The organism is Aeromonas sp. s9 (assembly GCF_040907765.1).
GTDB lineage: Bacteria > Pseudomonadota > Gammaproteobacteria > Enterobacterales > Aeromonadaceae > Aeromonas > Aeromonas caviae.
This window is the reverse complement of record NZ_JBFOCK010000003.1, coordinates 1-25,574: the sequence shown is the minus strand read 5'-3', so window position 1 is coordinate 25,574 and position 25,574 is coordinate 1. Positions and strand designations below refer to the sequence as shown.

Here is a 25,574-nt window from a genome sequence, read left to right as displayed (position 1 = left end):
ATTGCTTGATTCAAATTGTTAAAGAGCGACGCAGCTTTTGGCTGCTGCGGGAGTGGCATTCTACTCAACCGCCTTCTCGAGTCAAGCCTTATTTTCAAAGGCTTTTCGAGGCTACCGACCGGCTTGTTTGCGTTGCCGCTTACCCTGTCGATGGAGGCGCATTATAGAGACATAGATCACATTGGCAAGCTCTCATCGCAATAAAATTGCAAAAAAATGCCAATTCTTAGTTATTCATATCAAAACACAGTTTTTATACAGACTTACCCACAGGACAAGCCCTGGAGGGGCTCATTCTGCACCCTATTACCTCCCGTTCCTCTCTGCCCGTCTCCTGTTCGAAGGGTTGCTGACCATATCAATCCGTATTTAAAGGAAGAGAATCGCAAAGTGACGCTCAGACCAGTCCTGCCTCAGCAACCCAGGCAGCGATCAGCTCGGCTGCCGCCATGGAGCGGCAACCCGATATATTCTGCCCGGCCCAGAGTGGCGAGAAACCGCGGTCACCCGCCTTTTCGGCTGCGGCACGCAACGGAGCCAATGCGCCGCTGGCATACGGGAAGTCTGGCGGCAGCACCGAAAGGGGGCCGAGTTCCCGCATCAAGCGGTTGACGATCCCCCGCGCCGGACGGCCGCTGAACAGATTGGTCAGTGCGGTGTGTTGGCCATGCCTCCCCTGCAGCGCCGCACGGTGCAGGGGCGAGGTCGTCGCCTCGTGGCAACAGAGGAACGCCGTTCCCACCTGCACGGCGCTCGCTCCCAGAGCAAGGGCGGCTCTGATGCCCTTTCCATCCACGATGCCTCCTGCAGCGATGACCGGGATCGCTACTGCCGCCACTACCTGTGGCAGAAGGGTAAAGGTGCCCTGCTGCAAGCTGAGATCCTCACTCAGGAAGTGACCGCGATGGCCACCCGCCTCCAGCCCCTGGGCGATGACGGCATCGGCTCCGTGGTCAGCAAGCCACTGCGCTTCTGCCACCGTGGTGGCGCTGGCAAACACTTTTGCGCCTGTGGCTTTTACCTGGGCAAGCAATTCGGGCTCGGGCAAGCCGAAGTGGAAACTGACCACGGCAGGTCTGAACTCTGCAAGCAGGGCCGCATGCTCGTCATTGAAGGGGGCCCGAGAGGGGGCTCGCGACGGCGCAGCGGCATCCACCCCGAACTCGGCGTAATAGGGTAACAGTACCTGGCGCCAGCGCTGCTCCGCAGCCGGTTCCGGCTCGTGCTGCCGATGGCAAAAGAAGTTGATGTTGTATGGGCCCGGCCCACTGGCGGCGAGGCGGCTCAGCTCCTGGCGCAGCTCGGCACCACTCAGCATGGCGGCAGGCAGGGAGCCCAGGGCCCCCGCACTGGTCGCCGCCATCGCCAGGGCGCTGTCCTGCACGCCCGCCATGGGGGCCTGAATGACGGGATAGCGCATCCCCAGTTCGGCAAAGAGCGTCATATGATGGTTTCCTGTTTCTGATGGTGAGTCTGGCTGTGCGCCAGAGGAGGGTTGAGTCGGCAGAGCGCACCTGACGTGCTGACACGTCGTCTGGCCATATCGCCTGTCCAGTTCCCGGCCAGACATCCTGTCTTGGCTTTCATCCATCATGCTCCTTGAGGTTCATGGCACATTGGGCCCGCGAATGGCCCGAACGTGAAGTGTCAACGCACGCTGCGCAGCAGGAAGTCCGGCTGGCCACAGGAGCGGCGCTCCCGCTTCTGCATCTCGTCGGAGCAGGGAACGGCATCCGTCCCCTGCTTGTTGATGCAGATGTAGATCTCCCGCAGGAAACGGCCCCCATCAGCGCAGGCCACCGTGATGTTATCGGGGGCCAGCCACGGGTTGGCGCTCGCCAGATCAGCCTTGAGCTGAAAGCTGTTTTTGCGCAGCGGCTCTTCCGGCGATTGATAGGCGGCCGGGATCTTCACCTTCTGGCGCAGATCGCTGGCCAATTGGTGAAATGCCTCCTGGCTCAGCCCGGAACAGGTGCCGTGCTTCTCCCATTCATGGCGATAGAGGAAGCGGCTGGGGTAGAGCCCGGCAAACTGCTGCTCCATATCCGTATCCAACCGCTCGCGGGTGCAGCTGGCGGGGTAGCCGCGCTGATACTGGGGCCAGAGCCCATGCAGCACGAACCCCAGCTTGCGGGCGCACTGCTCCCGATCCCCTGGCTTGATGGCGCAATGCTCGGGCGACCAGGAGAGTGCCATGGCGTAATAGTCAAACTCCCCCGCATAGCCTTTGCCCTGGGTGGCGGAGATCCACAACAGCGACCCCACCAGCCATACCATGACCTGCTTCATCTCTCGTTCCCCCTCATCTCTTTGCACCCGGTGGCGCCCCATTTTGCGCCCTCATGCTCCCATAACAGGGAGTCAAAGAACAATCGCTCAAAATGGCCTTACTCACTGTGGGTCAGACCAGTAAATGGTTTCCCCTGCCGGATCAGAGGCGTAAGCTGGCTCTCCGGCGGGCCTTCATGACGCGCCACGTTTCCCCGATTTCATCAGCAACAGGACGTAACATGATCCGCAAGAATCCCTCAGGTCACCTGCCCGTTATCGACGAATCCGCCTATATCGACAAGACTGCCATCATCTGTGGCAAGGTGATCATCAAGGAGAACGTGTTTGTCGGCCCCTATGCCGTGATCCGCGCAGATGAAGTGGACGAGAGCGGTGACATGGAACCCATCGTCATCGGCGCCAACTCCAACATTCAGGATGGCGTCGTCATCCACTCCAAATCCGGCGCTGCCGTCACCATCGGCGAGTTCAGCTCCATCGCCCACCGCAGCATCGTCCACGGCCCCTGCGAAGTGGGTAACCGGGTCTTCATCGGCTTCAACAGCGTGCTGTTCAACTGCCACATCGGCGAAGGGTCAGTGGTTCGCTACAACTCCGTGGTCGATGGCTGCGATATTCCCCCCGGCTTCTATGTCCCCTCCACCACCCGCATCAACCAGCAGAGCGATCTGGCGCAGATCCCGCGCGTCACCGTGGACGCCACCGAGTTCTCCGAGGATGTGGCTCACACCAACATCGACCTCGTCAAGGGTTACAAGGCGCTCTCCAACGAGTTTTGATCCGGCGAGCGGTTCACGACACACAACGGGCGCCACGGCGCCCGTTGTCACAACTGTAAAGAGGGCGAAAAGAGGGTGTAAAGGTGGTTGAGCAGGGCGCACGCGTCGCGTTTGATGGGGGCGTTCCCATCAATGGAGTCATCATCATGTCACGCTATCCTGTCGCCATTGCCCTGCTGCTGGGCACCACACTCCTTCATGCCGGCGAGATGCCGCCCCCGATGGGCGCCCGCCAGGGAGGTCCCATGACACCGCCCCCCTCCGTGCTCTATCACGCCAGCAAGCAGGGGGCGGATCCCCAGGCCCTGGTCCAGGCGCTGTCCAAAAACATTGATGCCGCCAAGCCGGATACCCGCTACGAGGTCACGGTCAGCGTGCGCGAACTGCCGCCCCAGCCACTCAAACCCCAGCCCGCCGGTGCACCGCTCAAGGGACAGTGAGATGAGTCTGCACCGCCCTTCACTCTGGCTGCTTGCCATGGCCATCGCCCTGCCTGCCATGGCGGGTCCGGGGAACATGGGCAGACCGGGCGGATGGGAGAGCCCTGCCCCGCAGTACGGCCATGGGGCTGGCCCCGGCTTCGGCCTCCGCATCGACAGGCTGCCGGGAGGGGTGGAAACCCTGCGGCTGGCCGGGCTCACCTACTATGTGCTCGACGGCATTTTCTACCGCCGGCAGGAGAACCACTATGTGGTGGTCTCCCCACCTCCTCAGGTCCTGGTGGTGACAGAGACAGGGCTCATCCCTCTTGATCTGGATGGTCGCCGCTATTACGTCAGGGAGGGTCACTACTACCTGCGAGAAATAGACGGGCGCTACACCGAGGTGCCGCCGCCAGCGGCGCTGCGCTGAATCGCACGGAGGAACAGATACGAGCAGGGGGCCTTGGCCCCCTCTTTCATTTCCGGGGTTTTACCCCACTCAGGTCTGAGCCGCGTACCTCAGGACGGCTCATGCAAGGGCAGCGTCATCGTCACTCTCAGCCCCCCCTGTGCGCGATTGCGCGCCTGGATGGTGCCGCCCTGCAGAATCACCGCCTTGCGGGCGATGGCGAGACCGAGCCCGTAGCCCTTGCCCATGCGGGGTGAGCCGATGCGCACGAAGGGGTCGAAGATCCCCGCCAGCTTCCCCTCCTCCACCCCGGGCCCCCGATCGGCGATGGAGAGCTGCATCTCCTGGCCCAGGCGCAGCAAGCGAACACTCACCATCTGGCCCGACTGCGAGAAACGCAGGGCGTTGCGCACCACATTATCCACGGCGCGGCGCACCAGCTCGGCATGCCCCAGCAGGAGGCAACCCTCCCCCAGCGCCGCCTCGAGCGCTATCTCGACTCCGGATTGCTGGGCTTCGAACCTGGCATCCTGGACGACGGTCTCCACCAGCGCCAGCAGGTCGTAGTGGCTCTGCTCAAGCCCGTGGCCCTGCTCGGCACGGGAGAGGGTCAGCAGCTCCCCTATCATCCTGTCCATCCGCTCCGTCTCGAGCCGGATCCGCGCCAGGGCGTCGCTCGCCTTCTCCGGGCGCTGCTCCGCCAGGCCGATGGCCATCTGGATGCGGGCCAGGGGGGATCGCAGCTCGTGGGAGACGTCGTGAAGCAGCTGCTCGCGCCCCTCGACCAGTTGCTGCAACCGCTCCACCATGAGATCGAACTCCTTCGCCACCTCCGTCAGCTCGTCCCGGCGCCAGCGCAGAGCGGGCCAGAGTCTGACCTCCAGATCCCCTCTGGCTACCCGATCGAAGCTGCGCCGCAGGGCGTTCATGGGCCGGGTCAGGTGCCAGGCGAACAGAATGCTGAACAAGAGTCCCCCCAGGCCGCCAATCCAGAGCATGGGCGGAGGAATGTTGAGCCAGGAGAGGGGGCCGGGAGCAGGCCCGCCGGGGAGGACGCGCGGGTCCGCTCTGGTCTGCAGCAGATAGGTCTGCCCGTCGCTGGCAATCACGGTGCGTGTCAGCACGCTGCCCGGGCCAGGTTCCCCGGAGGCTGGCAGCCTGGATGCCCGGGGCGCTGGCCGGGAAGGCGCATCGGAGACATCGAGGAGTGTTATCTGCAGCAACGGCGGCGACATGGCCTGGCTCAATGCCGTCGCAGCCTCGATTCCCCCCTTTGCCAGCACGGCTGCCGCCATCTCCAGATGCTGGCTCGCCAACTGCTGGGCCAGGTGCTCTTCCGGGGGAGCACGCTCGGCACGAAAACCGAGCCAGAGCAGTTGGCTGACCAGCACGATGGCCAGCCAGAACCCCAGCAGAATCTTCCAGAACAAACGCCCCTTGAGGATCACCGTATCTTGTACCCTATGCTGCGCACCGTCTCTATGGTGACGGCCTCCCCCGCCTTCTGCTGCAGTTTCTGCCTCAGGTTGCAGATGTGCACATCGACGCTGCGATCATAGGCCTCCCGCGGGCGCCCTACCCCTTGCAGGGAGAGGGTGTCCTTGGTGACCACCTGCTCCGGTACTCGCACCAGCAACACCAGCATGTTGAACTCGGTGGCGGTCAGCTCCAGCGGCTCCCCCTGCCAGAGGCAGACCCGGTTGGCCGGGGTGACCGTCAGATCCCCCAGGATGAGGGCATCCGGCGAGGGGGTTGCGCTCCCCCCCTCGTTGACCCGCCGCAGAACGGCCCGCAGCCGGGCCACCAGCTCCCTGGGGTAGCAGGGCTTGGGCACATAGTCATCGGCCCCCATCTCCAGTCCCACCACTCGATCCACGTTGTCCCCCTTGGCGGTCAGCATGATGATCGGCAGGCGGCTGCGCTGGCGCACCTGGCGCAGCACCTCGGTGCCGCTCAAGTCGGGCAGCATCACATCCAGCAGCAGGGCGCTGTAACGGCCGGAGAGGGCATGGTGAACACCTTCCCCTCCGGTCAGCACCTGGGTGGTATCAAACCCCTCTCCCCCCAGGTATTCACTCAACATGGCGCCCAGTTCGGCATCGTCATCCACCAGCAGGATCTTCATATGCGGTCTCCCTTGTCGGCGGCCATTTTCGCCGCTTGCCACGCACTTGGCAGCCATTTTTACGAAACCCTTACGCTTGGCGCAAAGAGCCTTAACCCGGCTCTGGGGTAGAGTGCCGCCGTGATCGTCATTCAGGATACAGGTTGTCATGCCCACGTTCTCCCCTCGTCTCTTCTGGCTGCTGCCCCTGTGCGCCCTCGCCCTGTTGCTGGCCTGGCGCCCCCAGGCCAAGGCACCCGCCAGCGACTACATCACCGCCAGTGCCGAGACCCGGGATCTGGAGCAGCTCATCATGGCGGACGGCACCCTGAAGGCGCGCAAGCAGGTGAGCGTGGGCGCCCAGGTGTCGGGCCAGATCAAGAAACTGCACGTGACTCTGGGGCAGGAGGTCAAACAGGGGGAGCTGCTGGTCGAGATAGACGATCTGCCCCAGCAGAACGCCCTCAAGGATGCCCTGGCCCAGCGCGACAACCTCCAGGCCCAGCTGGATTCCAAAGAGGCCACCCTTCGCAATGCCCGTCTGGCATACCAGCGCCAGCAGCAGATCGTCGCAAGAGGCCTTGGCAGCACGGCCGACCATGACAGCGCCAAGGCGACCCTGGACGAGACCCTGGCCGATATCCGGGCCCTCAACGCCCAGCGGGTGCAGGCCGAGATCGCGGTGGACACAGCCCGGGTCAACCTGGGGTATACCCGGATCCTGGCCCCCCTCTCCGGTACCGTGGTGGCCATGCCGGTGGAGGAGGGGCAGACCCTCAACGCCAGCCAGAGCACCCCTACCCTGCTCAAGATTGCCCAGCTCGACACCATGACGGTGGAGGCCAGGATCTCCGAGGCCGACGTCATCAACGTCCGGGTCGGCATGCCGGTCTATTTCACCATTCTTGGCAACAGCCAGCGCCGCTTCGAGGGATCCCTGCGGGCCATCGAGCCCGCCCCCGACACCATCAATGACGACGACACCACCACCAGCAGCAGCGACAGCAGCGCCATCTATTATCACGGCCTGTTCGAGGTGCCCAACCAGGATGGTCAGCTCAGGATCAGCATGACGGCCCAGGTCTATCTGGTGGTCGCCCGGCTCAAAGATGCGCTGGTGATCCCGGCCATCGCCCTGCAGGGGGATCAGGTCAGGGTGGTCGACGACGGAGGCCGGATCAGCCTGCGCCGGGTCAAGGTCGGCCTGAACAACAAGGTGGATGCCCAGATCCTGTCGGGCCTGAGCACCGGTGAACGGGTCATCGTCAGCGAAGTGAGCGCAGGCCAGAGCAACGCCGCCGGGGGCATGCCGCCCCCCATGGGGATGTGACCATGGGCGCCTTGTTGCAACTGCGGGGCATCCGCCGCCACTTCGGAGAGGGTGAGCGCACCGTCACCGTGCTCGATGGCATCGATCTGGCGATCGCCCGTGGAGAGATGGTGGCCATCGTCGGTGCTTCGGGCTCCGGCAAATCCACCCTGATGAACCTTCTGGGCTGCCTGGATCAGCCGAGCGAGGGGGCCTATCTGGTGGCCGGGCGCGATACTGCCACCCTCAGCCGGGACGAGCTCGCCGCCCTGCGCCGGGAGCACTTCGGCTTCATTTTCCAGCGTTATCACCTGCTGGCGGATCTCGATGCCCGCACCAATGTGGAGGTACCCGCCCTCTACGCCGGTCTGGATCCGGCCGAGCGACGCCAGCGGGCCGAGGCCCTGCTGACCCGCTTCGGCCTCGCCAGCCGGCTCGAACACAAGCCAAGCCAGCTCTCCGGCGGCCAGCAGCAGCGGGTCAGCATCGCCCGGGCCCTCATCAACGGCGGCGAGGTGATCCTGGCCGACGAGCCGACCGGGGCCCTCGACAGCCAGAGCGGCGCCGAGGTGATGGCGAGCCTTCAAGCTCTGCATCGCCAGGGCCACACCCTGGTGATCGTCACCCACGACATGGACATCGCCCGCCACGCCGAGCGGATCATCGAACTGAAAGATGGCCGGGTGATCGCCGATCGCCGCACGCGCGAGCCACAGGCCCTTCCCCAGGCGACCCAGGCCGCCACCAAGACGTCCGCCAAGGGGAAGACCCCGCGGATGGCGGGGCTCGGGAATGCCCTGCAGATGGCCCTCAAGGCCATGGTTGCCCAGCGTCTGCGCACCTTTCTCACCATGCTCGGCATCATCATAGGTATCGCCTCGGTGGTGACCGTAGTGGCCCTCGGGCAGGGCTCCCGGGAGCGAGTGCTGGAGAACATCAACGCCATGGGCACCAGCACCCTGGAGGTGTTCCCCGGCCGCGGCTTCGGGGACATGCGCTCCGCTACCATACAGACGTTGCGGATCGGGGACGCCGAGGCCATCGCCCGGCTGGACTACGTGCACAGCGTCACCCCCAGCCTCAGCACCAGCGCCACCCTGCGCCTTGGCAGCACCGCCGTCTCCGGCACCATCAACGGCGTCGGCGCCCAGTTCTTCCAGGTCAGGGGCTATCGCCTGGCCCAGGGCATGGGCTTTGATCGCCAGAGCGAGGAGAGCCTGGCCCAGGAGGTGGTGATCGACGAGCACACCCGGGACAAGCTGTTCGCCCCGACCCAGTCCCCCCTGGGCCAGGTGATCCTGCTGGGGGATCTGCCCTGCCGGGTGATCGGGGTCGCCATCAAGAACCAGAGCGGCTTTGGCAGCGACGAGACCCTCAACGTCTGGATCCCTCATACCACCGCCATGAGCCGCCTGCTGGGGCAGAGCCATCTGCGCAGCATCAGCGTGCGGGTACGGGACGAGGTGAGCCTGGACGCCGCCCAGGATGGTATCAGCCGCCTGCTCACCCTGCGCCACGGCAGCCAGGACTTCTTCCTGCTCAACACCGACAGCATCCGCCAGACCATCAGCCAGACCAGCGCCACCCTGACCACGCTGATCGCCCTCATCGCCCTCATTTCCCTGATCGTCGGGGGCATAGGGGTGATGAACATCATGCTGGTCTCGGTCACCGAGCGCACCCGGGAGATAGGGGTGCGGATGGCGGTCGGCGCCCGGACCCGGGACATCCAGCAGCAGTTCCTCATTGAAGCCGTGCTGATCTGCCTGCTGGGGGGCGTGCTCGGCATCGTCCTCTCCCTGCTGCTGGGCCAACTGTTCGACCACTTCAGCAGCGGCGTCCGGATGAGCTACTCCCTTGTCGCCATGGGGGTGGCCTGCCTTTGCGCCAGCCTGATCGGGGTAATATTCGGCTTCGCCCCGGCCCGCCGGGCCGCCAGGCTGGATCCCATCCACGCACTGGAGCGCGAATAGCCCGCATTGACGCCGGGGTGACGCCACTCACCCCGACACCGGATCGGGGGCCGATGCCCGGCCCCGCCACCAAGCCTGAACGCCCGCACTTCTTCCCTGAATGCGCGGGTTCTTTGACCGGGTCCCGTGCCCGGTCTTTTTTTGTCTCCCGCCCACCACACCCACAAAAAAAGCCGCCCGAAGGCGGCTCTTGTCATCACGGGCCAGGCGGTTACCCCGGGCCATCAGGCGCCGATGATGCCGCCATCGTCCCGGGTGATCCGCAACACAGCGGAGCGGGGAATGGCGGTGCCGCCGTCCGGGAAATGGGAGGGCGCCCCCTCCTCACCCGGGTGCTGCACCCCGACGAACAGAGTGCGCCAGTCAGGCGTGAAGGTGAGGCCCGTTATTTCGCAGGCCACAGGGCCGGTCAGGAAGCGGCGCACCTCGCCGCTCGCGGGATCGGCGCACAGCATCTGGTTGTTGCCCATGCCGGCAAACTGCTTCTCGTTGGAGTAGTCGCCGTCGGTCTGGATCCAGAGCCGCCCCGCCTCGTCGAAGCCGATGCCGTCCGGGCTGTTGAACATGTTGTCCGGATGGATGTTGGCACTGCCCGCCATCAGCCCCTCCTTGTGCACGCCAGGGTTGCCCGCCAGCAGGAAGAGATCCCACTCGAAGCTGTCGCTCCCGTGATCGTCCCCCATCGGGCGCCAGCGGATGATCTGGCCATAGGGGTTCTCGGCCCTGGGGTTGGCGCCATCGAGAGGTTGGTTCTCCTTGAGGCCGCGGTTCTTGTTGTTGGTTAGGGTGCAGTAGACCTCGGCCCTGTGGGGATGCACGGCCACCCACTCGGGCCTGTCCATGGTGGTGGCACCGAGCCGGGTCGCCGCTTCCCGGGCGAAGATGAGCACCTCCCCCTGATCGGCGAAGCCGTTCTCCCGGGTCAGACCATGCTCGCCGTGTACCAGGGGCAGCCACTGGCCGGTGCCCTTGAGCTCCCCCTCCCTCGCCTCGAAGCGGGCCACATAGAGGGTGCCCTCGTCCAGCAGATCCCGGTTGGCGGGGTCATTGCCCGGCGCCACCTTGTTCTTCGAGACGAAGCGGTAGATGTGCTCCCCCCGCTCGTCATCGCCGAGGTAGACCACGGCGCGGCCATCCTGGTTGACGGTGAAGGCCGCATTCTCATGCTTGAAGCGGCCAAGGGCGGTGCGCTTCTTCGGGGTGGAGGCGGGATCGCGGGGATCGATTTCCACCACCCAGCCGAAGCGGTGCGGCTCCTGGGGATGCTTCGCGAGATCGAATCGCTCGTCGAACCTGTGCCAACCAAAGCCCGCATCCTCGGCGGCCAGACCGTAGCGGGCGGCCCGCTGGTCCAGCGCCGGCTTGCCCTCGCTGCCGAAGTAGCCGTTGAAGTTCTCCTCGCAGGTGAGGTAGGTGCCCCAAGGGGTCTGGCCATTGGCGCAGTTGTTGAAGGTGCCAAGGGCGGTGCGCCCCTCGGGATCGGCCTGGGTCTTGAGCAGGGCATGGCCCGCCGCCGGGCCGCTCAATGTCATGGGGGTCGTGGCGGTGATGCGGCGGTTGAGGGCCCCCCTGGGGTTGGCCTGCCACTTGCCATCGATGCGTACCAGCTCCACCAGGGAGACCCCGTGGGCCGCCTGGGCCTTGGCGACAGCCTCTGCACTGAGGGTCTTGCCGCCATCCGCAAACAGGTATTCGTAGTTGGTGTATTCGTTGTTGACGGCGAGCAGGGCGCGATCCGGGCCCAGGGAGAAGAAGCTCATGCCGTCGTTGTTGTCGCCAAACTGGCGGGCCTGGGCCTTGGCGTCATTGCCCTGGGCAAAGGCGGGGGCATCGGGGAAGAGGGCATCTCCCCAGGCGATCAGCACCTCGGCCTTGTAGCCGGGCGGCACCACTATGGTGTCGGCCACCGAGGCGGGCACGGCCTGGAAGCCAAGCAGCGGCCGGGTGGCGGCAGCCACGGCCTGGGCCACGGGGCTCGCGGCAAAGAAGGCCACCATGCTGGCGGCGCCCACCCCTTTGAGGAAGCCACGGCGGCTCAGGCCCGCCTCGATGAGGCGGTTGAATGCCGGCTCCTGCTCGCGGGGGTGGTTGGCACTGTCTTTCTCGTCAAAACGGCTCATCGGCTTTTCCTTGTTATCTCGGCGCAATCATTGCGTCATCACGGCGTCCGGCCACAGCATGGCAGCGCTTTATTAAACGAGGATGACAAATGATGAGATAACCGGCTGGCCCGGCAAGACGCCACCGCCAACGACAAGGGGCGGTGGACACCAGTCCCACCGCCCCAAGAGACACATTGCCGACAGAAGCTCTCCCCTCTATCTAGCCGCACGTCTTCAGACTGCTATGCCCGTTTGTACCGGATAGCGCCCGATGGCAGCGTCTAGTTGCACTTCTTCAGACTGCTATGCCCGTTTGTACCGGGTAGCACCCGCTGGCAGCGTCTAGTTGCACTTCTTCAGGCTGATATGCCAGTTGGCGCCGGATTGCACCTGATGTTTGGCGGCGAAGCTGTCCATGTTCAGCGCCACCGACACCTGCAACAGGCTGTTGAGGTAGACCAGGGGCTGGCCCTCCGGCACATCGCCAAAGCTGCTGACGTAGGGGGCCTTGCCCTCGTATTTCAGCGCATCCCCTTCGCTGATCCTGATGCAGGCGTTGTCCCCCTTGTGGATACCCGCCTTGGTCAGCAGGCTGTCGTCGATATTGGTCCAGACGTTGCCGTACTGCACGTCCAGGATCGGAATGGTGCCCTTCAGGGTACCGTCTTGCTCGGCCACCGCGGGCTGATAGGGGATGGTCACCACCTCGGCGGGCAGCAGAGGCCCCACCTGCTCGAAGCTGATGGCACCGGAGGCGAGGCGCGCGCCGGTGTAGGCGTAGACGTCGCGGCCGTGGAAGGTGTAGGACTTCTCGGAGCCCTTGAGGCGGTTGGTTTTCTCGTCTATCTGGCGCACCGCCTCGATGCCGAAGTGCTCCGCCACCAGGGTCAGGGTGCCGTTGTCCGGGCTGACGATGTAGTGGCCGCTCCTGGTCTTGAGTACCACCGACTTTCGTTCGGTGCCGACACCGGGGTCCACCACGCTGACGAAGACGGTGCCCGCGGGCCAGTATTGCAGGGTCTGATAGAGGCGGTAGGAGGCTTCCCAGATGTTGTAGGCCGGGATCTCGTGGGTCAGGTCATGGAGCGGCAGGGTGCGGTCCACCCCGAAGGCGACCCCCTTCATGGCCGAGACGGCGCCATCCTTGAGACCGAAGTCGGTCTGGAACACCAGGGCCTCGTTGGCAAGGGCACTCGCCCCCACCAGAGAAAGGGCGAGCACGAGGGCGCGGGGGACGATACGAATATCCATGTCAGGGCTCCTTTAAAGACGTTTGGACGTCCAGATTGCCACTCATGGCGATCTTTGCAACCCCTGATGCCCGAATGGGGGGCGAAATGACTCGCCAATCCGCCCCGTGCGGGTGTATCCATGGGGCATCCAACGCCGGGAGCACACCAGATGACCAGAGAGCATCACGACACCATTTTGCTGAGCCTGGGCAATACCCGAAGCCAGGTCGCGCTCACCGCGGCCGATGGCACCAGCCAGACATTTGCATTGACACTGGGGCTCGATGCCCTGACCCCGGAACCCTTTCGCCGGGATCCGCCGACGCCCCTGGAGCTTGAGCAGGCCATCATGGTGGTGGAGGATGTGCTGATGCCCCTCGCGGCACGGATCCCGCCCCACCCCGTGCTGCACCTGCAAAGCCCGGAGCCCCTGGCCGAGGTGCTCGGCAACCGGGTGCAGAGCCGGGAGAACATAGAGCGGTTGTTCGGCCAGCTTGCCGCCATGGTGGAGGGGGATCCCCTGGCATCGGCTCAGTTGCCGAGGGAGAAGCGCATCGCCGCCGCCCTGCTGATCCTGCGGGAGTGGATGCACCACCTGGATGCCGGGAGCGTCGTCCTGGTCGATGGGTGATGCCCTGTCACACAGCGGGTTCGAAGCGCCGCCGAGACACCGCCCAGGCCAGCCCCAGGCTTGTCAGGGTGCTGCCGACGAAGAGCAGATCCAGCGCGACGCCAAGACCAGCCCCGTCGCTCACCCAGCCCAGCAACACGGGTACCCAGTTCGCCACATAGGCGATCACATAGAAAAGGGAGAGCAGCCGCGCGTGGCTGGCCGGGGGCGCGATGCGATTGATCAGGGTCGCACTGCCCACGAACACGGCCCCCTGGGCATAGCCCGCCACCAGCAGCCCGAGTCCCGCCAGCCAGCTGGGCAGGCCGTGAACGGCCCCGGCAAAGAGCAGCACGCACAGCGCCAGGGCCAGCACGCCGCTTTGCAGGGTATGGCGGGCATCGAGGCGACGGGCCCAGAGCTGGCAAAGCCCGGAGAAGACCAGATAGGCCGCGACAAGATAGCCGAACAGCCCCAGATCCGTCATGCCCAGCATCTCGCTCACCACCTTGGGACCCATGGCCAGCAAGCTGGCCGCCACCGCCCAGGCGGTGAAGAGCGCCAGGGCGCAAAGGAAGAACCCGGCCCCCGTGGCCCTGAGCCCCTCCCCCAGGGATCCGCCCCCCTGCCCGCTCGGAGCGGCCTCCGTCGCCCTCGCCCCTTTGGGCCAGCTCAACACCAGCCCCCCGATGGCGCAGGCCGCCATCCCCAGGATCAGCAGAAACGGCAGCGTGGTCGGGTAGAGATCCTGCTGCAGCGCCAGCCCGCTGAACACGGGGCCAAGGGCCAGCCCGGCGGTGAAAGACAATGTGGCGCTCAGCGCCGCCCGCTTGCCCCCATCCCTGGGGCCAAAACGCAGCAGCGCCACATTGGCGGCGCCGGTCAGGCTGCCCGTGCCAATCCCGGCCAGCAGCCGCGCCAGCAAAAGGGCCCAGAAGCTGTCGGCCAGGGAGAAGAGCAGGGCCCCGCCCCCGACCGCCACCAGGGCAGGCAGGATCAGGGTGCGCAGATCCGCCACGCGTCCTGCCAGATTGCCCACCCCGAACAAGGCGATGAGCACGCCCCCCGCATAGCCGCCATAGATGAGGCTGAGGCCGAGATCGCTTAGAGCCAGCGCCGCCTGGTAATGGGGATAGAGCGGGGTAGGCACGCTGCTGTTGAGCAGGGCCGACATCAGGGCGAGGGAGAGAAACCAGCGCAGACGAGGATGGACAACCTGACCTGGCTCGCAAGCCGGGACGCTTGAGACAGACATGGACACTCCAGTGGCAGACGAATGAAACCGCAATCGGGAGCGACATCATAGCGATCCCGCCCACCCCGGAGTGCGGCAGTTCTGCATCACGCCGACTCAATCCTGCATCACGTCGGGGTGGCGCGCGCCCTTGGCCGGGGAGCCGCAGGCACGCACCGGACCCGGTCTATCCCCTTGTGCTGCCATCCCCGCTGGCATCTAATATTGCGGCGCCAATCGGGCGTTCTGCTTGAGTGAGGAGCAAGCATGATCAACTGGGACGATGCCCGCTTCTTCCTGGCCCTGGCACGGCGGGGCAGCCTGCGGCAGGCCGGACTCGAGCTCGGGGTGGATCAGGCCACCGTCGGGCGGCGGATCACCCTGCTCGAGCAGCAGCTGGGGGCCAAGCTGTTTATCCGCACCCCCAGACACTATCGGCTCAGCCCCCTGGGGGAAGCGCTGCTGCCCCAGGCCGAGGCCATGGCGCAGGCGGCCCTGGCCATGATGCGTACCGCAAGCCTGGGGGAGCTGGAAGGGGAGCTTTGCATCGCCACCACGGATACCCTGGCTCAGGGCTTCGTGCTGCCCGCGTTCAGCCTGCTGCGCCAGCGCCACCCCGGCATCCGCCTCAAGTTGCTGACCGCCGTCAGCGTGAGCGACATCCCCAATCAGGAGGCGGATCTCGCCATTCGCAGCGTGCGCCCCGAGCAGGGAGATCTCGTGGTCAAACGGCTCGCCACCATCAAGATGGGGCTCTACGCCTCTCCCGACTACCTGGCCAGGCGGGGCACGCCCCGCTCGGGTCAGGCACTGCAAGAGCACGACCTGCTGCTCTTTCCCAGAGAGCTGGTGGCACGTCACTGGCGGAGTCTGTGCGGCGAACCGCTCCACGAACCCAACGTGGTCCTGCAGAGCAATGCCCAGCTGGTGCTGATGGCCGCCGCCCGGCAGGGGCTCGGCATCGCCCTGCTCTCCACCTTCCTCGCCGAGGAGGATCCCGCCCTGGTGCGCCTGCTGCCCGGCCAGCACGATCCCATCGACATCTGGATGGTGCTGCACCCGGACGTGCAGAAGACGGGCCGAATGCGCGCCCTGGTGGCAGCCCTGGAGGAGGTGTTCCAGCCCCTGCAACAGACCCAGCCCTCCGCCACCCCCTGTCAAACGCACAGGGATTGAGCGGGTATGCCCCCCATACGGGGCACTTTCTTCGCCACGAACCATGTTAGAGTCCGCCGCTGTTTTTTCCTTTGATAACGGGGCCTTACATGAAGAAGTTTGTTGTTTCATCCAGTGTCATCCTGATGGCGGGCTTGCTGACAGCCTGTGCGAGCGAGTCGTCGCGCACCCTGGAGGTACCCAAGGTTGCCTCCTATCAGAGCCACTATCAGGGCGCACGCAGCCCCATCGCCGTCGGCAAGTTCGACAACCGTTCCAGCTACATGCGTGGCATCTTCTCCGACGGCGTGGACCGGCTGGGCAGCCAGGCGAAAACCGTGCTGATCACCCACCTGCAACAGACCGGCCGCTTCAGCGTGCTGGATCGCGACAACATGGCGGAGATCCAGGCCGAAGCCGGGATCAAGCAACAGGCCCAGCAACTCAAGGGCGCCGACTACGTGGTCACCGGCGACGTCACCGAGTTTGGTCGCAAGGAAATCGGCGATCATCAGCTGTTTGGTATCCTGGGTCGCGGCAAGTCACAGATCGCCTATGCCAAGGTCAACCTGAACATCGTCAACGTCACCACCTCGGAAGTGGTCTTCTCTTCCCAGGGTGCCGGGGAGTACGAACTCTCCAACCGCGAGATCGTCGGCTTCGGCGGCACCGCCAGCTACGACTCCACCCTGAACGGCAAGGTGCTGGATCTCGCCATCCGCGAGGCCGTCAACAATCTGGTGAACGGCATCGAGACCGGTGCCTGGCGCCCGGCCCAATGAGGAGAGACGAGATGACGCTGTTCCGTCCTTCCCTGCTGCTGGTCAGCGGCCTGCTGCTGAGCGCCTGCGCCCAGGGGCCGCAGACGCTCTACAACTGGGATCAATATCAGGGAGTGGTTTACCAGCACATGCAGGGTGACGACACCGGGGTCGAAGCGCAGATCGATGCGCTGGAGAAAAACCAGCAAGAAGCGAGCGCCAAGGGGCAGGCTGTGCCACCGGGCTTTCACGCTCACCTCGGCATGCTGTACGCCCAGCTCGGCAAGGATGCCCAGACTCGCGAGCAGTTCGAAACCGAGAAGCGCCTCTTCCCCGAATCGGCCCCCTTCATGAACTTCCTGATGTCCAGCAAGAAGGGAGAGACCCAATGACCCTGCGCACCCTCCTTGCCCTCACGCTGGGCGCCCTCCTCCTGGGCGGCTGTGCACAGGGCCCCGGCTACGACTACAGCAACTTCAAGGAGAGCAGACCAACCTCCATTCTGGTGCTGCCGCCGGTGAATCACTCGCCGGACATCAAGGCGGGCCCCAGCCTGCAATCCCAGATCACCTATCCGCTCGCCGAGTCCGGCTATTACGTGCTGCCGGTGGCGGTCACCAACGAGACGTTCCGGCAGAACGGCGTGACCGAGCCCGCCGACATCCAGGCGCTGCCCATCAAGAAGCTCCACGAGATCTACGGTGCCGATACCGCCCTCTACCTCGACATCAAGGAGTACGGCACCAGCTATCTGGTCATCTCCAGCGAGACAGTGGTCACCGCCAGTGCCCGCCTGGTGGATCTGCGCACCGGCAAGCTGCTGTGGGAAGGCAGTGCCAGCGCCAGCAGTGCCGAGCAGCAGGGCAATTCGGGGGGCGGCCTCATCGGCATGCTGGTGGTGGCGGTGGTCAATCAGATTGCCAACACCCTGACCGACAAGGGCCATGAAATCGCCGGCATCACCAGCGTCAGGCTGCTCAGTGCCGACATGCCCAACGGCATCCTCCCTGGCCCCCGCTCGCCGAAATACCAGGCTCGCTAAGGCGCGTCGTCTCACTCCACACAAGAGGGCGCCATGCCCTCTTGTTTCAGCCCCCCCCCTTTTCCCCGCCCACCATCGAATGCGATCTTATCGTCTATCTTTTTGATATTGCTGACTAATTTTTGTGCATACCCCATGGCACCCCACCAACTTCATCTGGTGATGCCCGGCAAAATCAGTTACAAAAAAGGCCTCTGTCACCACGGGAGCGTTCACGCCATGGCCGCCTCACTGCTGCGTTTCCTCCCCCGTCGATGGCTCACCCGGCTTGGCTGGCTCTGCCTGGTCCTGATGGGGCTCGGATTGGTGTGCAACTACACCTACCTTCGTATCAGGCACGACATGGCGCTCATCACCGCCAAGCAGCCCAACCTGTTCGAGGTGTTCTATCAGCGGGCCCGCATCCTGGCGCCAGAGAAACTGGCCGCCTTCATCGACAACAGCAGCATCAAGATGCCCATCTTCAGCGAGAACGGGGATGCGACGGCCTATGCCTATGGCTATGATCTCCCCACCCTGAAGCGCCTGGCGGTCATTCCCGTGTTGCCCCCGGCCAACCAGATGCTCCTCGCCTACCAGTACGTCATCTCCAACCCCGAGGTCCTCAACCTCTACGCCTTCTATGATGATCGCCGCATGCTTGGCATGGTCGCCAGCAAGGGGATGCTGCCGAGCCAGTTGTTGCCCATCAACACCGACCTCAGCGACATCGAGCCCTGGACCCACTATTTCGGTTGCGCCTTTTTCGCGGCCACCCATGTCCCCTGCAGCACGGATGAAGCCTGGGTCTCCGGTCTCTATACCGACACCTTCACCGGGTTGCAGGCCATCACCCTCTACTTCCCCTTCATCTATTACGAGCCCGCCATCAAGGACTACCGCTATGGGCTCAAGGGCATCGACATCGCCGTCGACCGGGCGTTCAAGGAGGTGCTGCGCCCCTTCGAACATCTCAACCCGACCCGGACCGTCCTCTCCTTCGAGGAGGTCGAACCCTGCCGTCCGTTCCACCTCTGCCTGAGTACGCCGCTGATGCGCACCAAGGCGGGTAGCGACCTCTACCTCAAATGGTCATACCGCTACGGTGACTTTGCCCGGGCCGTGCTCTACGGGCCGGCCTTCAAGATCTATCTCATCGTCATGCTGCTGCTGATGCTGACGGGGCGCAGCCTGGTTACCCGCCTGCGCACCCTGGCCCAGACCGACCACCTGACCAGACTGCCGCGCCGTGACATCCTGAACGAGGCGCTGCTGCAGGAGCACGACTACCTGATGATCCTCGACATCGACAACTTCAAGTCCGTCAACGATACCCATGGCCACGGGGTGGGCGATTTGGCGCTCGTCGCCTTCGCCGCTCACCTCAAGGCCAATATTCGCAAGGGCGATGTCGCCATTCGCTGGGGCGGGGAAGAGTTCATCGTGCTGTTCAAGGGGATGGACGATGACAACATGGTGCATCACTCCGCCGCCCGCTTGCTGGAGCGGCCATTGCGCATCCCCGAACTGCCCGCCCCCATCACCTTCTCCGCCGGAGTGACCCGCATTCGCGATTACCTGACGGTGGCCGAGGCGGTGCAACTGGCCGACGATCTGCTCTATCACGTCAAGCAGCACGGCAAACGCAATATCGCCTATTACCAGGGGCAGACCATCCGCCTTGTCCGCGATCCGGGCGCCGATTAGGCCCCCTGAGCGCCCCGGCTTCTGCCGCGCCCCCGCTATCTGTTACCATCCCGCCACGCTGATTGTTTCCGTCCCTGCCACGGGGCGGGATAACCCCATACTGGTGCCCTATGTCCATTGCCTCCTTCGCCGAACTGGCCCTCTCCCCCCGCTTGCAGCAAACCCTGACCGAGCTCGGCTACGCCGCCCCCACCCCGGTGCAGGCCAGCGCCATCCCCCTGATCCTCGCGGGGCGGGATCTGATGGCGGGCGCCCAGACCGGCACCGGCAAGACCGCCGCCTTCGTGCTGCCACTGCTGGAGCAGTTGCTGCAACACCCGACGAGCGATGGCCCTCGCCCCATTCGCGCCCTGGTGCTGGTGCCGACCCGCGAGTTGGCGGTGCAGGTTGCCGAGAGCGTCACTCGCTACGCCAGGGGCACCGACCTCACCAGCACGCTGGTCTACGGCGGGGTGAGCATCGCCGCACAGGTGGAGGCGCTGAACGCCGGGGTGGATATCCTCATCGCCACCCCGGGCCGCCTGCTCGATCACCTGCGCCAGGGGGCGCTGAGCCTCGCAGCCCTGCGCCATCTGGTGTTTGACGAGGCGGACAGGATGCTCGACATGGGCTTTATGGACGAGATAAAGGCGCTGCTAAAGCAAATCCCGGCGGATCGCCAGACCCTGCTGTTTTCGGCCACCTGCGACGACAACCTCTTTGCCCTCTGCAAGGTGCTGCTGCGCGACCCGGCGCTGGTGGAAGTGGCACCGCGCAACACCACGGCGGCCGAGGTGGAGCAGCGGGTCTATGCGGTGGACAGCGATCGCAAAGTGGCACTGGTCCAACACATGCTGACCGTGAAAGGCTGGGCACCGGCGCTGATCTTCAGCCGCACCCGCCAGGGGGCCGACAAGCTGGCCCAGCAGCTTGGCAAGGGGGGCATCAATGCGCTCGCCTTCCACGGGGATCTATCACAGAGCGCACGGGAAAACGTGCTGCTGGCGTTTCGCGCCGGCACCTTGCAGGCGCTGGTGGCCACCGACGTGGCGGCTCGCGGCCTCGATATCACGGATCTCAACCATGTGATCAATCTGGAGTTCCCCTATCAGCCCGAGGATTACGTCCACCGCATCGGGCGCACCGGCCGCGCCGGCAACAAGGGGCTCGCCATCACCCTGTTCAGCCCGGAAGACGCGCCGCTTCTAGAGAAGGTGGAGGCAGTGCTCGACACCCGCCTGCCCCAGCAGTGGTTCCCGGGCTTTGAGCCGGATCTCACCCGCTTCGACCCCGAGCCGCGCCGCGCCAGCAAGGGCGCCCAGAAGCAGAAGGCCAGAAAGCAGGCCCTCGCGGGCAACAAGGGCGGCAAGGGACGAACATCCTGACACGACTGTTTGCTGGGGCAGCCATGTGGCTGCCCCAGCATCACCACTCTCCAGACCCAGGCCTGTGGGGTGACGCCAACCGCTTTCCTGCCCCCCCTGTTCTGCTCCGCGCCCTCCTCCTCAGTCCGCTTGCCCTGACCCGGCGACCCTTTGCCACACTCTGCTACAAAAGAGGTAGTCAGGGGGCACACTTTCGCCACAAAGCAGGCGTGCAATGGAGGCATGGACAAGGAGGACATCATGAAACCCGCATCCCTCGTCTGGGCCCTGCCCCTGACCCTCACCCTGCTCTGGCTCGCAGGCCTCACCCAGTGGCCCGCCAGCGTCTGGCCCTGGCGCCATGAGCTGCTGATCCTGACCGGTCTGATTGGCCTTGGCGCCATGACCCTCTCTTTGCTGCTCGCCCTGCGCCTGCCGAGGCTCGAAGCCTGGTGCGGCGGGCTGGATCGCATGTTGCACCTGCACCGCAGCAGCGCCCTCTGGGCCACCGGCACCCTGGTGGCCCACTGGCTGCTGGTGGAAGCCCCCAAGTGGGCTGTCGCCGCCGACTGGCTGACCCGGCCGGCGCGCCGCGGTGCTGGTGCTGGTGCTGGTGCTGGTGCTGGTGCTGGTGCTGGTGCTGGTGCTGGTAACGATGCCCTCTGGCACAACCTCGGCAATACCCTGGGGGAGTGGGGTTTCTATCTGCTGCTGGCCTTGGTAGCGGTGAGCCTGCTTGCGGTGGTGCGCTACGAGCGCTTCAAGGTGGTTCACCGGCTGGCGCCCGTCATCTATCTGATGGGCTGGCTGCACGGGCTCTGCCTGCTGCCGGGCATAGGCGCCCTGACCCCGGTCGGCCTGACCCTGCTTGTCGGCGGCGGGCTGGGCGCCCTGGGGGCGCTCTACTCCCTGTTTGGCCGGGTGGGGCGCGACCAGCGCCACCGCGGGACCGTGAGCGCCCTCGCCCCTCTGGACGATCGCACCCTGGAGATCCGGGTCGCCCTGGCCACCCCCCTGGCTCACTATCGCCCGGGGCAGTTCGCCTTCTTCGACTTCGCCGGGCGCGGCGAGCCCCACCCCTACACCCTGGTCGATGTCTCGGCGGATGGCCGCACCCTGACCCTGGCGGTACGCGCCCTCGGGGATCACACCCGCTGGCTGCACAGCCACCTCAAGGTGGGGAATGCGGTCACCGTGACCGGCCCCTATGGCGCCTTCGCCCTGCCGGATCCGGCCCCCGCGCTCTGGGTGGGTGCCGGTATCGGCATCACTCCCTTCGTCGCCTGGCTGGAGGCCCTGGTGCGCCGTGGCGAGACACGCCCCGGCACCACCTTGCTGCAGTGCGCCCCCACCGCCGAGGCCGCCCCCTATCACGGTCGGCTGGCCGAGCTGTGCCGCCGGGTCGGGATCGATTACCGGCTACACCTGGAATCCGAGCGTGGCCGACTGGATCTCGCCGCCCTGGGCAAACGCCAGCACACCCCGGTGTGGTTCTGCGGCCCCGAGCCCATGGCCCAGAGCCTGGATGCCCACCTGGCCACCCCGCTGCACCGGGAGCTGTTCCGCTTCCGTTGACGGGCCAGTCGGTGCAGCCAGCCATCGGCAGCGCCGTTTTTCTCGGTGCGAGGCGCACTCGGGCCGGCAAACAGCAAGATTGTCCAAGCGGGCGACACAGGCTTGGGGCTAGATTAGGGGGGCAGTCTGGTACAGGAGGGAAAGATGGCGCAGGACAACCAGTTCATATTCGCACACAGTCAGCACCTGGCAAGCCTGACTGCGCTGCGGGTCAACATGACGGAGTTTCGCTACGACCGTCACGCCCACGAGGAGTACTCCTTCGGGGTCACTCTGGCCGGGCGGCAGAACTTCTTCTGCCACGGCGGAGCCCACTCCAGCCCGGCAGGCAGCGTCATCCAGTTCAATCCCGGGGATGTCCACGACGGTCATGCCGGTGACAACGCCAGCCTCGACTACACCATGCTCTACATTCCGCCCCACGAACTCACCCCGCTGTTTGCCGATGCTGCGGGCGAGCGGGCAATGGGGACCTACCGATTGTTGAAGCCCCTGGTGCGCGATGAGGCGCTGAGCGCCTGCATCCTCGAGCTGGCCTAGGCGGTGCGCGGCCAGGCCGACAGCATAGAGCAGGAGTTTGCCCTCTATCGCCTCGCCACCCGGGTGATGCAGCAGGCGGGACGTTTTGAGCCCAATGGCCGGGTGAGCCGCATCGATCGCCTCCTGTTGCAGGCCAGGGACTTTATCCACGCCCACTTCCAGCAGGATATCTCCCTGGCCGACATCAGCGCGGCGGCCAACATCTCCAAGTACCACTTCCTGCGGCTGTTTCGCCAGCAGCTTGGTATCACTCCCCATCAATACGTGATCAACTGCCGCATCAATGCCGCCCGGCGCGCCTTGGCCGCCGGAGAGTCAGCGCAGGATCTGGTGTACCGCTTCGGTTTCACCGATCTCAGTCACCTCAACCGTCGCTTCAAGCGCATCTATGGCATGACCCCCACCCAATACAGCGCCAGCCTGATCCGCTGAGCCCAAGGAACACCCCATGATTGAACTTCTCGCCTATGCCATCGGCATCATGTATACCCCAGGCCCCGTCAACCTCATCGGCCTCAATGCAGGCCTGGGTGACCGCACCCGCGCCTCCCTTGGCTTCTTCCTCGGGGTCGGCTTGGCGATGTTCGTGCTCCTGCTGCTCTTTGGCTGGGCGGGCACCCGCCTGGTGCGGGAAGATACCCTGATCTATGTCAGCCTGGTGGGGTGCCTCTATATCGCCTATCTCGCCATCAAGATCGCCAGCGACAGCGGCGAGCTCAGTGCCAACGAGGCGCCTGCCCGCCCTCTGGGGGTGCGCAGCGGCTTCGTCATCCAACTGCTCAACCCCAAGGCGATGATCGCCACCCTGCCCATCACCAGCATCCAGTTCCCGGCAGCCCAGATCCACGGCTGGAGCCTGCTGCCCTGGTCCCTGCTGCTCGGCCTGCTGGCCGCCGGCGCCCCCGGCAGCTACTCGATGGCTGGCAGCCTCATCGGACGTCATCTTCAACATCCTCGCTGGTTCAGGTACTTCAACCTGCTGATGGCCGCCCTGCTGCTCTACAGCGCCATCGCCCTGGCCTACCAGCATGTCTATCTACCGCTGGCCGGCTGATCAGGCGAAGCGCTCCATCAAGAACCCCGGTGAAACGCCCACCTATGCCGGGGTTTCGCCTTCACAGAGCAGACAAAGGCCGGGCACCGCTGCACCGGCCTTTTCGGGTCATTTTCGCCATGGGCTGACTATCCTCAACAGGGTCTCTTGCCCAATATGGAGCTACCCATGGATCGCTACTACAAACACCTGGCCATCAGCGGCCTCATCTCCTTCGGAGGCCTTGCCCTGATACTGCTGCTGCAAACCATCCCCCTCATTTCCAACATCATGACCGCCATCTTCTTCGCCGGATCGGTGGGGGCCGTCATCAACAACTATTACCGCCTTGCCAGGCTGCACGACAGCGGTGCCATCGCCCACATCAGCCAACCCCGGGTGATCGTGACGCAGTTTTATGTCTCCCTGCTCTTTTCCGGCATTCTCGGTTTTATCGCCTACGGGCTCTTTGCCAGCAGCCTGCTCCAGGGGGACCTGTTTCCCAAGTTCAAACACATGGAGCACCCCTATGTCTCCTTGCAGACCCTGCTGACCCTGGCCTCTCCTGCAACCAATCTGGATGCCGCCAAAGCCGTCATCTGGGCCTTTATCGCCGGTTTTTCCGAGCGATTCGTCCCCAATGCCATCGATGCCCTCACCAAGGCCGTCCCCCCTTCCGGGCAAGACACCCCGGGATAAGGGCCCGGGCAAACAGGAGCATTGCCACACCGGGTGCAGACCGGACTACCCGGCATCCGGATGCAACACGCTGGCGCCGCCTGTTGTTCTCGTATCGCCATCACGGGCCAGCACCTTACCCCCCGGCGTCAGTGCAGCAATACGATCCCATGACCAAAACCCTCATTCGGGTATTGATGCATTCGGAATGAATAAGCATCATCTTGCCGCCCCTGGTCATGGATAAGAATGTTGTATGTCCTTTGATAAAAAGCACGGTGAGTTCATCTTCAATGTGCAGGAACACCTGGTCACCTGCGAGCTGATCGGCCCTTTCAATGAAGAGGGTATGCTGACGTGGATTACGGAGATTAAGCGCGTAGTAAACAGTCTCGATGGTAAGCGTTTCTGCGCTCTGGTGGACCATCGTCAGCATCAGGGGGTGGTGCTCTCCGCCCTGCCCCATCTGCAGGAAACCTATCAGTGGCTGACACAGAAGAATCTGGTGGCCATCGCCTCCCTCTATTCGGCCAAGGTGCTCCATCACATCGCCCTCTCCTGCCTCTCCCTCACCCACCCGAACCATATCCAGGCATTCAACGACCCCCAAGAGGCCATCGCCTGGCTGGATGCGCAATATCGGGCTCAGTGACCAACCCGGCCTGGTGTGATGCTCAACACCAAACGCAGTAGCCAGCCCGACCTGTGTTGATGCGCACGGTGCCGTGACGTCACCGGCCCGGTCTGGTTAAAAAGGCCGGTATCAACTCTCTCAGGTGCCACGCCCTGCAGCAACCGATGGCAGAACCCCCAGGGGCTGGAAATGGGCCTCCTTCGGGAGCACCGCAACCTGGGCGGTTAGCTGCCCCGGCACGGCAGCATCCCGGCCAAGGGGCATCTGCGCCGCCCGCACGCTGCCGCCCCAGAAGCTCGCCACCAGTATCAAGGCCCCGGCCAGCCCGTATTTGATCCAGGATTTCATCCTCTTGCTCCCCTCTCGTTGGCCCTCGCCACTCTGTGGCAATGGGGCCCATTTATCAGTTGGCAGAAGATAGAAGGGATATGTGAGGGGAGAATGAGGTTCTGTGAAGCCAAGGTGAAGTCGGGGGAAAGCCGGGAGAAATCAGCAGCGACCTCCTAATCGCGAACGTCCGAATACGCTTCGCTATTCGAACCTGTGGTCCTTTTCCTCTATTGACAAGGGAAGGTGCGAACAAGTCCCTGATATGAGATCATGTTTGTCATCTGGAGCCATGAAAAAGGGTTCATCATGAGTCATCAACTTACCTTCGCCG

At 64.5% G+C, this 25,574-nt stretch carries 26 protein-coding genes; 18 read left to right on the top strand and 8 right to left on the bottom strand.

Annotation, left to right across the window (positions count from 1 at the left end):
* Positions 1–397: 397 nt before the first annotated feature.
* Positions 398–1,444 (bottom strand): nitronate monooxygenase family protein, encoded by a 1,047-nt coding sequence (locus tag AB5Y54_RS00180; protein ID WP_202041992.1) that lies wholly within the window; start codon positions 1,442–1,444, stop codon positions 398–400.
* 203 nt (positions 1,445–1,647) lie between these two features.
* Entirely contained in the window at positions 1,648–2,289 is a 642-nt protein-coding gene (locus tag AB5Y54_RS00175; protein ID WP_368153026.1) for a ribonuclease, read from the bottom strand.
* Between the two features lie 221 nt (positions 2,290–2,510).
* On the opposite strand from AB5Y54_RS00175, the gene AB5Y54_RS00170 reads away from it, so the two are divergent.
* The 3 genes from AB5Y54_RS00170 to AB5Y54_RS00160 all read left to right on the top strand — a co-directional run bounded on the left by AB5Y54_RS00170 (position 2,511) and on the right by AB5Y54_RS00160 (position 3,923).
* A complete protein-coding gene (locus AB5Y54_RS00170) occupies positions 2,511–3,071 on the top strand; it encodes a carbonate dehydratase (RefSeq protein ID WP_368153024.1) in 561 nt (186 codons plus the stop codon).
* 146 nt (positions 3,072–3,217) lie between these two features.
* Positions 3,218–3,511 (top strand): hypothetical protein, encoded by a 294-nt coding sequence (locus AB5Y54_RS00165; protein WP_010672951.1) that lies wholly within the window; start codon positions 3,218–3,220, stop codon positions 3,509–3,511.
* Position 3,512: 1 nt separating this feature from the next.
* A complete protein-coding gene (locus AB5Y54_RS00160; protein ID WP_368153023.1) occupies positions 3,513–3,923 on the top strand; it encodes a DUF6515 family protein in 411 nt (136 codons plus the stop codon).
* 89 nt (positions 3,924–4,012) lie between these two features.
* On the opposite strand, the gene AB5Y54_RS00155 is transcribed toward AB5Y54_RS00160, so the two are convergent.
* Both AB5Y54_RS00155 and AB5Y54_RS00150 read right to left on the bottom strand, forming a co-directional pair.
* Complete coding sequence (locus AB5Y54_RS00155; RefSeq protein ID WP_368153022.1) at positions 4,013–5,332, bottom strand: ATP-binding protein; 1,320 nt, start codon at positions 5,330–5,332, stop codon at positions 4,013–4,015.
* Between the two features lie 14 nt (positions 5,333–5,346).
* Positions 5,347–6,027: a response regulator transcription factor gene (locus tag AB5Y54_RS00150; protein ID WP_368153020.1), complete on the bottom strand. Its 681-nt coding sequence runs from the start codon at positions 6,025–6,027 to the stop codon at positions 5,347–5,349.
* Positions 6,028–6,175: 148 nt separating this feature from the next.
* Between AB5Y54_RS00150 and AB5Y54_RS00145 the strand changes: the two genes are divergently transcribed.
* Both AB5Y54_RS00145 and AB5Y54_RS00140 read left to right on the top strand, forming a co-directional pair.
* Positions 6,176–7,336 (top strand): efflux RND transporter periplasmic adaptor subunit, encoded by a 1,161-nt coding sequence (locus AB5Y54_RS00145; RefSeq protein WP_323956504.1) that lies wholly within the window; start codon positions 6,176–6,178, stop codon positions 7,334–7,336.
* 2 nt (positions 7,337–7,338) lie between these two features.
* On the top strand, positions 7,339–9,288 hold the full coding sequence (locus AB5Y54_RS00140; protein WP_368153018.1) for a MacB family efflux pump subunit: 1,950 nt from the start codon (positions 7,339–7,341) through the stop codon (positions 9,286–9,288).
* A 224-nt stretch (positions 9,289–9,512) separates the two neighbouring features.
* Here AB5Y54_RS00140 and AB5Y54_RS00135 read toward each other — a convergent pair whose 3' ends face one another.
* Together AB5Y54_RS00135 and AB5Y54_RS00130 are read right to left on the bottom strand one after the other, a co-directional pair.
* Positions 9,513–11,408 (bottom strand): PhoX family phosphatase, encoded by a 1,896-nt coding sequence (locus AB5Y54_RS00135; protein WP_041212386.1) that lies wholly within the window; start codon positions 11,406–11,408, stop codon positions 9,513–9,515.
* Between the two features lie 324 nt (positions 11,409–11,732).
* Complete coding sequence (locus tag AB5Y54_RS00130) at positions 11,733–12,641, bottom strand: S-adenosyl-l-methionine hydroxide adenosyltransferase family protein (RefSeq protein WP_042015034.1); 909 nt, start codon at positions 12,639–12,641, stop codon at positions 11,733–11,735.
* Between the two features lie 150 nt (positions 12,642–12,791).
* On the opposite strand from AB5Y54_RS00130, the gene AB5Y54_RS00125 reads away from it, so the two are divergent.
* Positions 12,792–13,253, top strand: a complete 462-nt coding sequence (locus AB5Y54_RS00125; protein WP_183149348.1) for a hypothetical protein — start codon at positions 12,792–12,794, stop codon at positions 13,251–13,253.
* Positions 13,254–13,260: 7 nt separating this feature from the next.
* Here AB5Y54_RS00125 and AB5Y54_RS00120 read toward each other — a convergent pair whose 3' ends face one another.
* Positions 13,261–14,487, bottom strand: coding sequence for an MFS transporter (locus AB5Y54_RS00120; protein ID WP_201985806.1), 1,227 nt, complete (start codon positions 14,485–14,487; stop codon positions 13,261–13,263).
* A gap of 246 nt (positions 14,488–14,733) precedes the next feature.
* On the opposite strand from AB5Y54_RS00120, the gene AB5Y54_RS00115 reads away from it, so the two are divergent.
* From AB5Y54_RS00115 to AB5Y54_RS00060, 12 genes are all read left to right on the top strand, one after another.
* Positions 14,734–15,642, top strand: a complete 909-nt coding sequence (locus AB5Y54_RS00115) for a LysR family transcriptional regulator (protein WP_368153016.1) — start codon at positions 14,734–14,736, stop codon at positions 15,640–15,642.
* Positions 15,643–15,731: 89 nt separating this feature from the next.
* Complete coding sequence (locus AB5Y54_RS00110) at positions 15,732–16,403, top strand: CsgG/HfaB family protein (RefSeq protein WP_183149345.1); 672 nt, start codon at positions 15,732–15,734, stop codon at positions 16,401–16,403.
* An 11-nt stretch (positions 16,404–16,414) separates the two neighbouring features.
* Positions 16,415–16,774: a DUF4810 domain-containing protein gene (locus AB5Y54_RS00105; protein ID WP_080989864.1), complete on the top strand. Its 360-nt coding sequence runs from the start codon at positions 16,415–16,417 to the stop codon at positions 16,772–16,774.
* Positions 16,771–17,424 carry a DUF799 domain-containing protein gene (locus AB5Y54_RS00100; protein WP_039041300.1) on the top strand — a complete coding sequence of 218 codons (654 nt, stop codon included), beginning with the start codon at positions 16,771–16,773 and terminating at the stop codon, positions 17,422–17,424. Before AB5Y54_RS00105 ends, AB5Y54_RS00100 begins: the two co-directional genes overlap by 4 nt.
* 219 nt (positions 17,425–17,643) lie before the next feature.
* Complete coding sequence (locus tag AB5Y54_RS00095) at positions 17,644–19,110, top strand: GGDEF domain-containing protein (RefSeq protein WP_324034319.1); 1,467 nt, start codon at positions 17,644–17,646, stop codon at positions 19,108–19,110.
* Positions 19,111–19,220: 110 nt separating this feature from the next.
* Complete coding sequence (locus tag AB5Y54_RS00090; protein WP_368153013.1) at positions 19,221–20,474, top strand: DEAD/DEAH box helicase; 1,254 nt, start codon at positions 19,221–19,223, stop codon at positions 20,472–20,474.
* A gap of 222 nt (positions 20,475–20,696) precedes the next feature.
* Positions 20,697–22,028, top strand: coding sequence for a ferric reductase-like transmembrane domain-containing protein (locus AB5Y54_RS00085; RefSeq protein WP_368153011.1), 1,332 nt, complete (start codon positions 20,697–20,699; stop codon positions 22,026–22,028).
* A gap of 144 nt (positions 22,029–22,172) precedes the next feature.
* Positions 22,173–22,568 (top strand): AraC family ligand binding domain-containing protein, encoded by a 396-nt coding sequence (locus tag AB5Y54_RS00080; RefSeq protein WP_368153010.1) that lies wholly within the window; start codon positions 22,173–22,175, stop codon positions 22,566–22,568.
* 3 nt (positions 22,569–22,571) lie between these two features.
* Positions 22,572–23,000, top strand: coding sequence for a helix-turn-helix domain-containing protein (locus tag AB5Y54_RS00075; protein ID WP_368153008.1), 429 nt, complete (start codon positions 22,572–22,574; stop codon positions 22,998–23,000).
* Between the two features lie 16 nt (positions 23,001–23,016).
* Complete coding sequence (locus AB5Y54_RS00070) at positions 23,017–23,622, top strand: LysE family translocator (protein ID WP_201890865.1); 606 nt, start codon at positions 23,017–23,019, stop codon at positions 23,620–23,622.
* A gap of 168 nt (positions 23,623–23,790) precedes the next feature.
* Complete coding sequence (locus tag AB5Y54_RS00065) at positions 23,791–24,300, top strand: hypothetical protein (protein WP_050485224.1); 510 nt, start codon at positions 23,791–23,793, stop codon at positions 24,298–24,300.
* A 235-nt stretch (positions 24,301–24,535) separates the two neighbouring features.
* Positions 24,536–24,931, top strand: a complete 396-nt coding sequence (locus tag AB5Y54_RS00060) for a hypothetical protein (RefSeq protein WP_201890864.1) — start codon at positions 24,536–24,538, stop codon at positions 24,929–24,931.
* A gap of 120 nt (positions 24,932–25,051) precedes the next feature.
* On the opposite strand, the gene AB5Y54_RS00055 is transcribed toward AB5Y54_RS00060, so the two are convergent.
* Entirely contained in the window at positions 25,052–25,261 is a 210-nt protein-coding gene (locus tag AB5Y54_RS00055) for a hypothetical protein (protein WP_223931751.1), read from the bottom strand.
* Positions 25,262–25,574 lie beyond the last annotated feature (313 nt).

Excerpts from the sequence above, each read along its gene's own strand:
- AB5Y54_RS00180 (WP_202041992.1), bottom strand. The coding sequence starts at position 1,444 with ATGACGCTCTTTGCCGAACTGGGGATGCGCTATCCCGTCATTCAGGCC.
- AB5Y54_RS00175 (WP_368153026.1), bottom strand. The coding sequence starts at position 2,289 with ATGAAGCAGGTCATGGTATGGCTGGTGGGGTCGCTGTTGTGGATCTCC.
- AB5Y54_RS00170 (WP_368153024.1), top strand. The coding sequence starts at position 2,511 with ATGATCCGCAAGAATCCCTCAGGTCACCTGCCCGTTATCGACGAATCC.
- AB5Y54_RS00165 (WP_010672951.1), top strand. The coding sequence starts at position 3,218 with ATGTCACGCTATCCTGTCGCCATTGCCCTGCTGCTGGGCACCACACTC.
- AB5Y54_RS00160 (WP_368153023.1), top strand. The coding sequence starts at position 3,513 with ATGAGTCTGCACCGCCCTTCACTCTGGCTGCTTGCCATGGCCATCGCC.
- AB5Y54_RS00150 (WP_368153020.1), bottom strand. The coding sequence starts at position 6,027 with ATGAAGATCCTGCTGGTGGATGACGATGCCGAACTGGGCGCCATGTTG.
- AB5Y54_RS00145 (WP_323956504.1), top strand. The coding sequence starts at position 6,176 with ATGCCCACGTTCTCCCCTCGTCTCTTCTGGCTGCTGCCCCTGTGCGCC.
- AB5Y54_RS00140 (WP_368153018.1), top strand. The coding sequence starts at position 7,339 with ATGGGCGCCTTGTTGCAACTGCGGGGCATCCGCCGCCACTTCGGAGAG.
- AB5Y54_RS00135 (WP_041212386.1), bottom strand. The coding sequence starts at position 11,408 with ATGAGCCGTTTTGACGAGAAAGACAGTGCCAACCACCCCCGCGAGCAG.
- AB5Y54_RS00130 (WP_042015034.1), bottom strand. The coding sequence starts at position 12,641 with ATGGATATTCGTATCGTCCCCCGCGCCCTCGTGCTCGCCCTTTCTCTG.
- AB5Y54_RS00125 (WP_183149348.1), top strand. The coding sequence starts at position 12,792 with ATGACCAGAGAGCATCACGACACCATTTTGCTGAGCCTGGGCAATACC.
- AB5Y54_RS00120 (WP_201985806.1), bottom strand. The coding sequence starts at position 14,487 with ATGTCTGTCTCAAGCGTCCCGGCTTGCGAGCCAGGTCAGGTTGTCCAT.
- AB5Y54_RS00115 (WP_368153016.1), top strand. The coding sequence starts at position 14,734 with ATGATCAACTGGGACGATGCCCGCTTCTTCCTGGCCCTGGCACGGCGG.
- AB5Y54_RS00110 (WP_183149345.1), top strand. The coding sequence starts at position 15,732 with ATGAAGAAGTTTGTTGTTTCATCCAGTGTCATCCTGATGGCGGGCTTG.
- AB5Y54_RS00105 (WP_080989864.1), top strand. The coding sequence starts at position 16,415 with ATGACGCTGTTCCGTCCTTCCCTGCTGCTGGTCAGCGGCCTGCTGCTG.
- AB5Y54_RS00100 (WP_039041300.1), top strand. The coding sequence starts at position 16,771 with ATGACCCTGCGCACCCTCCTTGCCCTCACGCTGGGCGCCCTCCTCCTG.
- AB5Y54_RS00095 (WP_324034319.1), top strand. The coding sequence starts at position 17,644 with ATGGCCGCCTCACTGCTGCGTTTCCTCCCCCGTCGATGGCTCACCCGG.
- AB5Y54_RS00090 (WP_368153013.1), top strand. The coding sequence starts at position 19,221 with ATGTCCATTGCCTCCTTCGCCGAACTGGCCCTCTCCCCCCGCTTGCAG.
- AB5Y54_RS00085 (WP_368153011.1), top strand. The coding sequence starts at position 20,697 with ATGGACAAGGAGGACATCATGAAACCCGCATCCCTCGTCTGGGCCCTG.
- AB5Y54_RS00080 (WP_368153010.1), top strand. The coding sequence starts at position 22,173 with ATGGCGCAGGACAACCAGTTCATATTCGCACACAGTCAGCACCTGGCA.
- AB5Y54_RS00070 (WP_201890865.1), top strand. The coding sequence starts at position 23,017 with ATGATTGAACTTCTCGCCTATGCCATCGGCATCATGTATACCCCAGGC.
- AB5Y54_RS00065 (WP_050485224.1), top strand. The coding sequence starts at position 23,791 with ATGGATCGCTACTACAAACACCTGGCCATCAGCGGCCTCATCTCCTTC.
- AB5Y54_RS00060 (WP_201890864.1), top strand. The coding sequence starts at position 24,536 with ATGTCCTTTGATAAAAAGCACGGTGAGTTCATCTTCAATGTGCAGGAA.
- AB5Y54_RS00055 (WP_223931751.1), bottom strand. The coding sequence starts at position 25,261 with ATGAAATCCTGGATCAAATACGGGCTGGCCGGGGCCTTGATACTGGTG.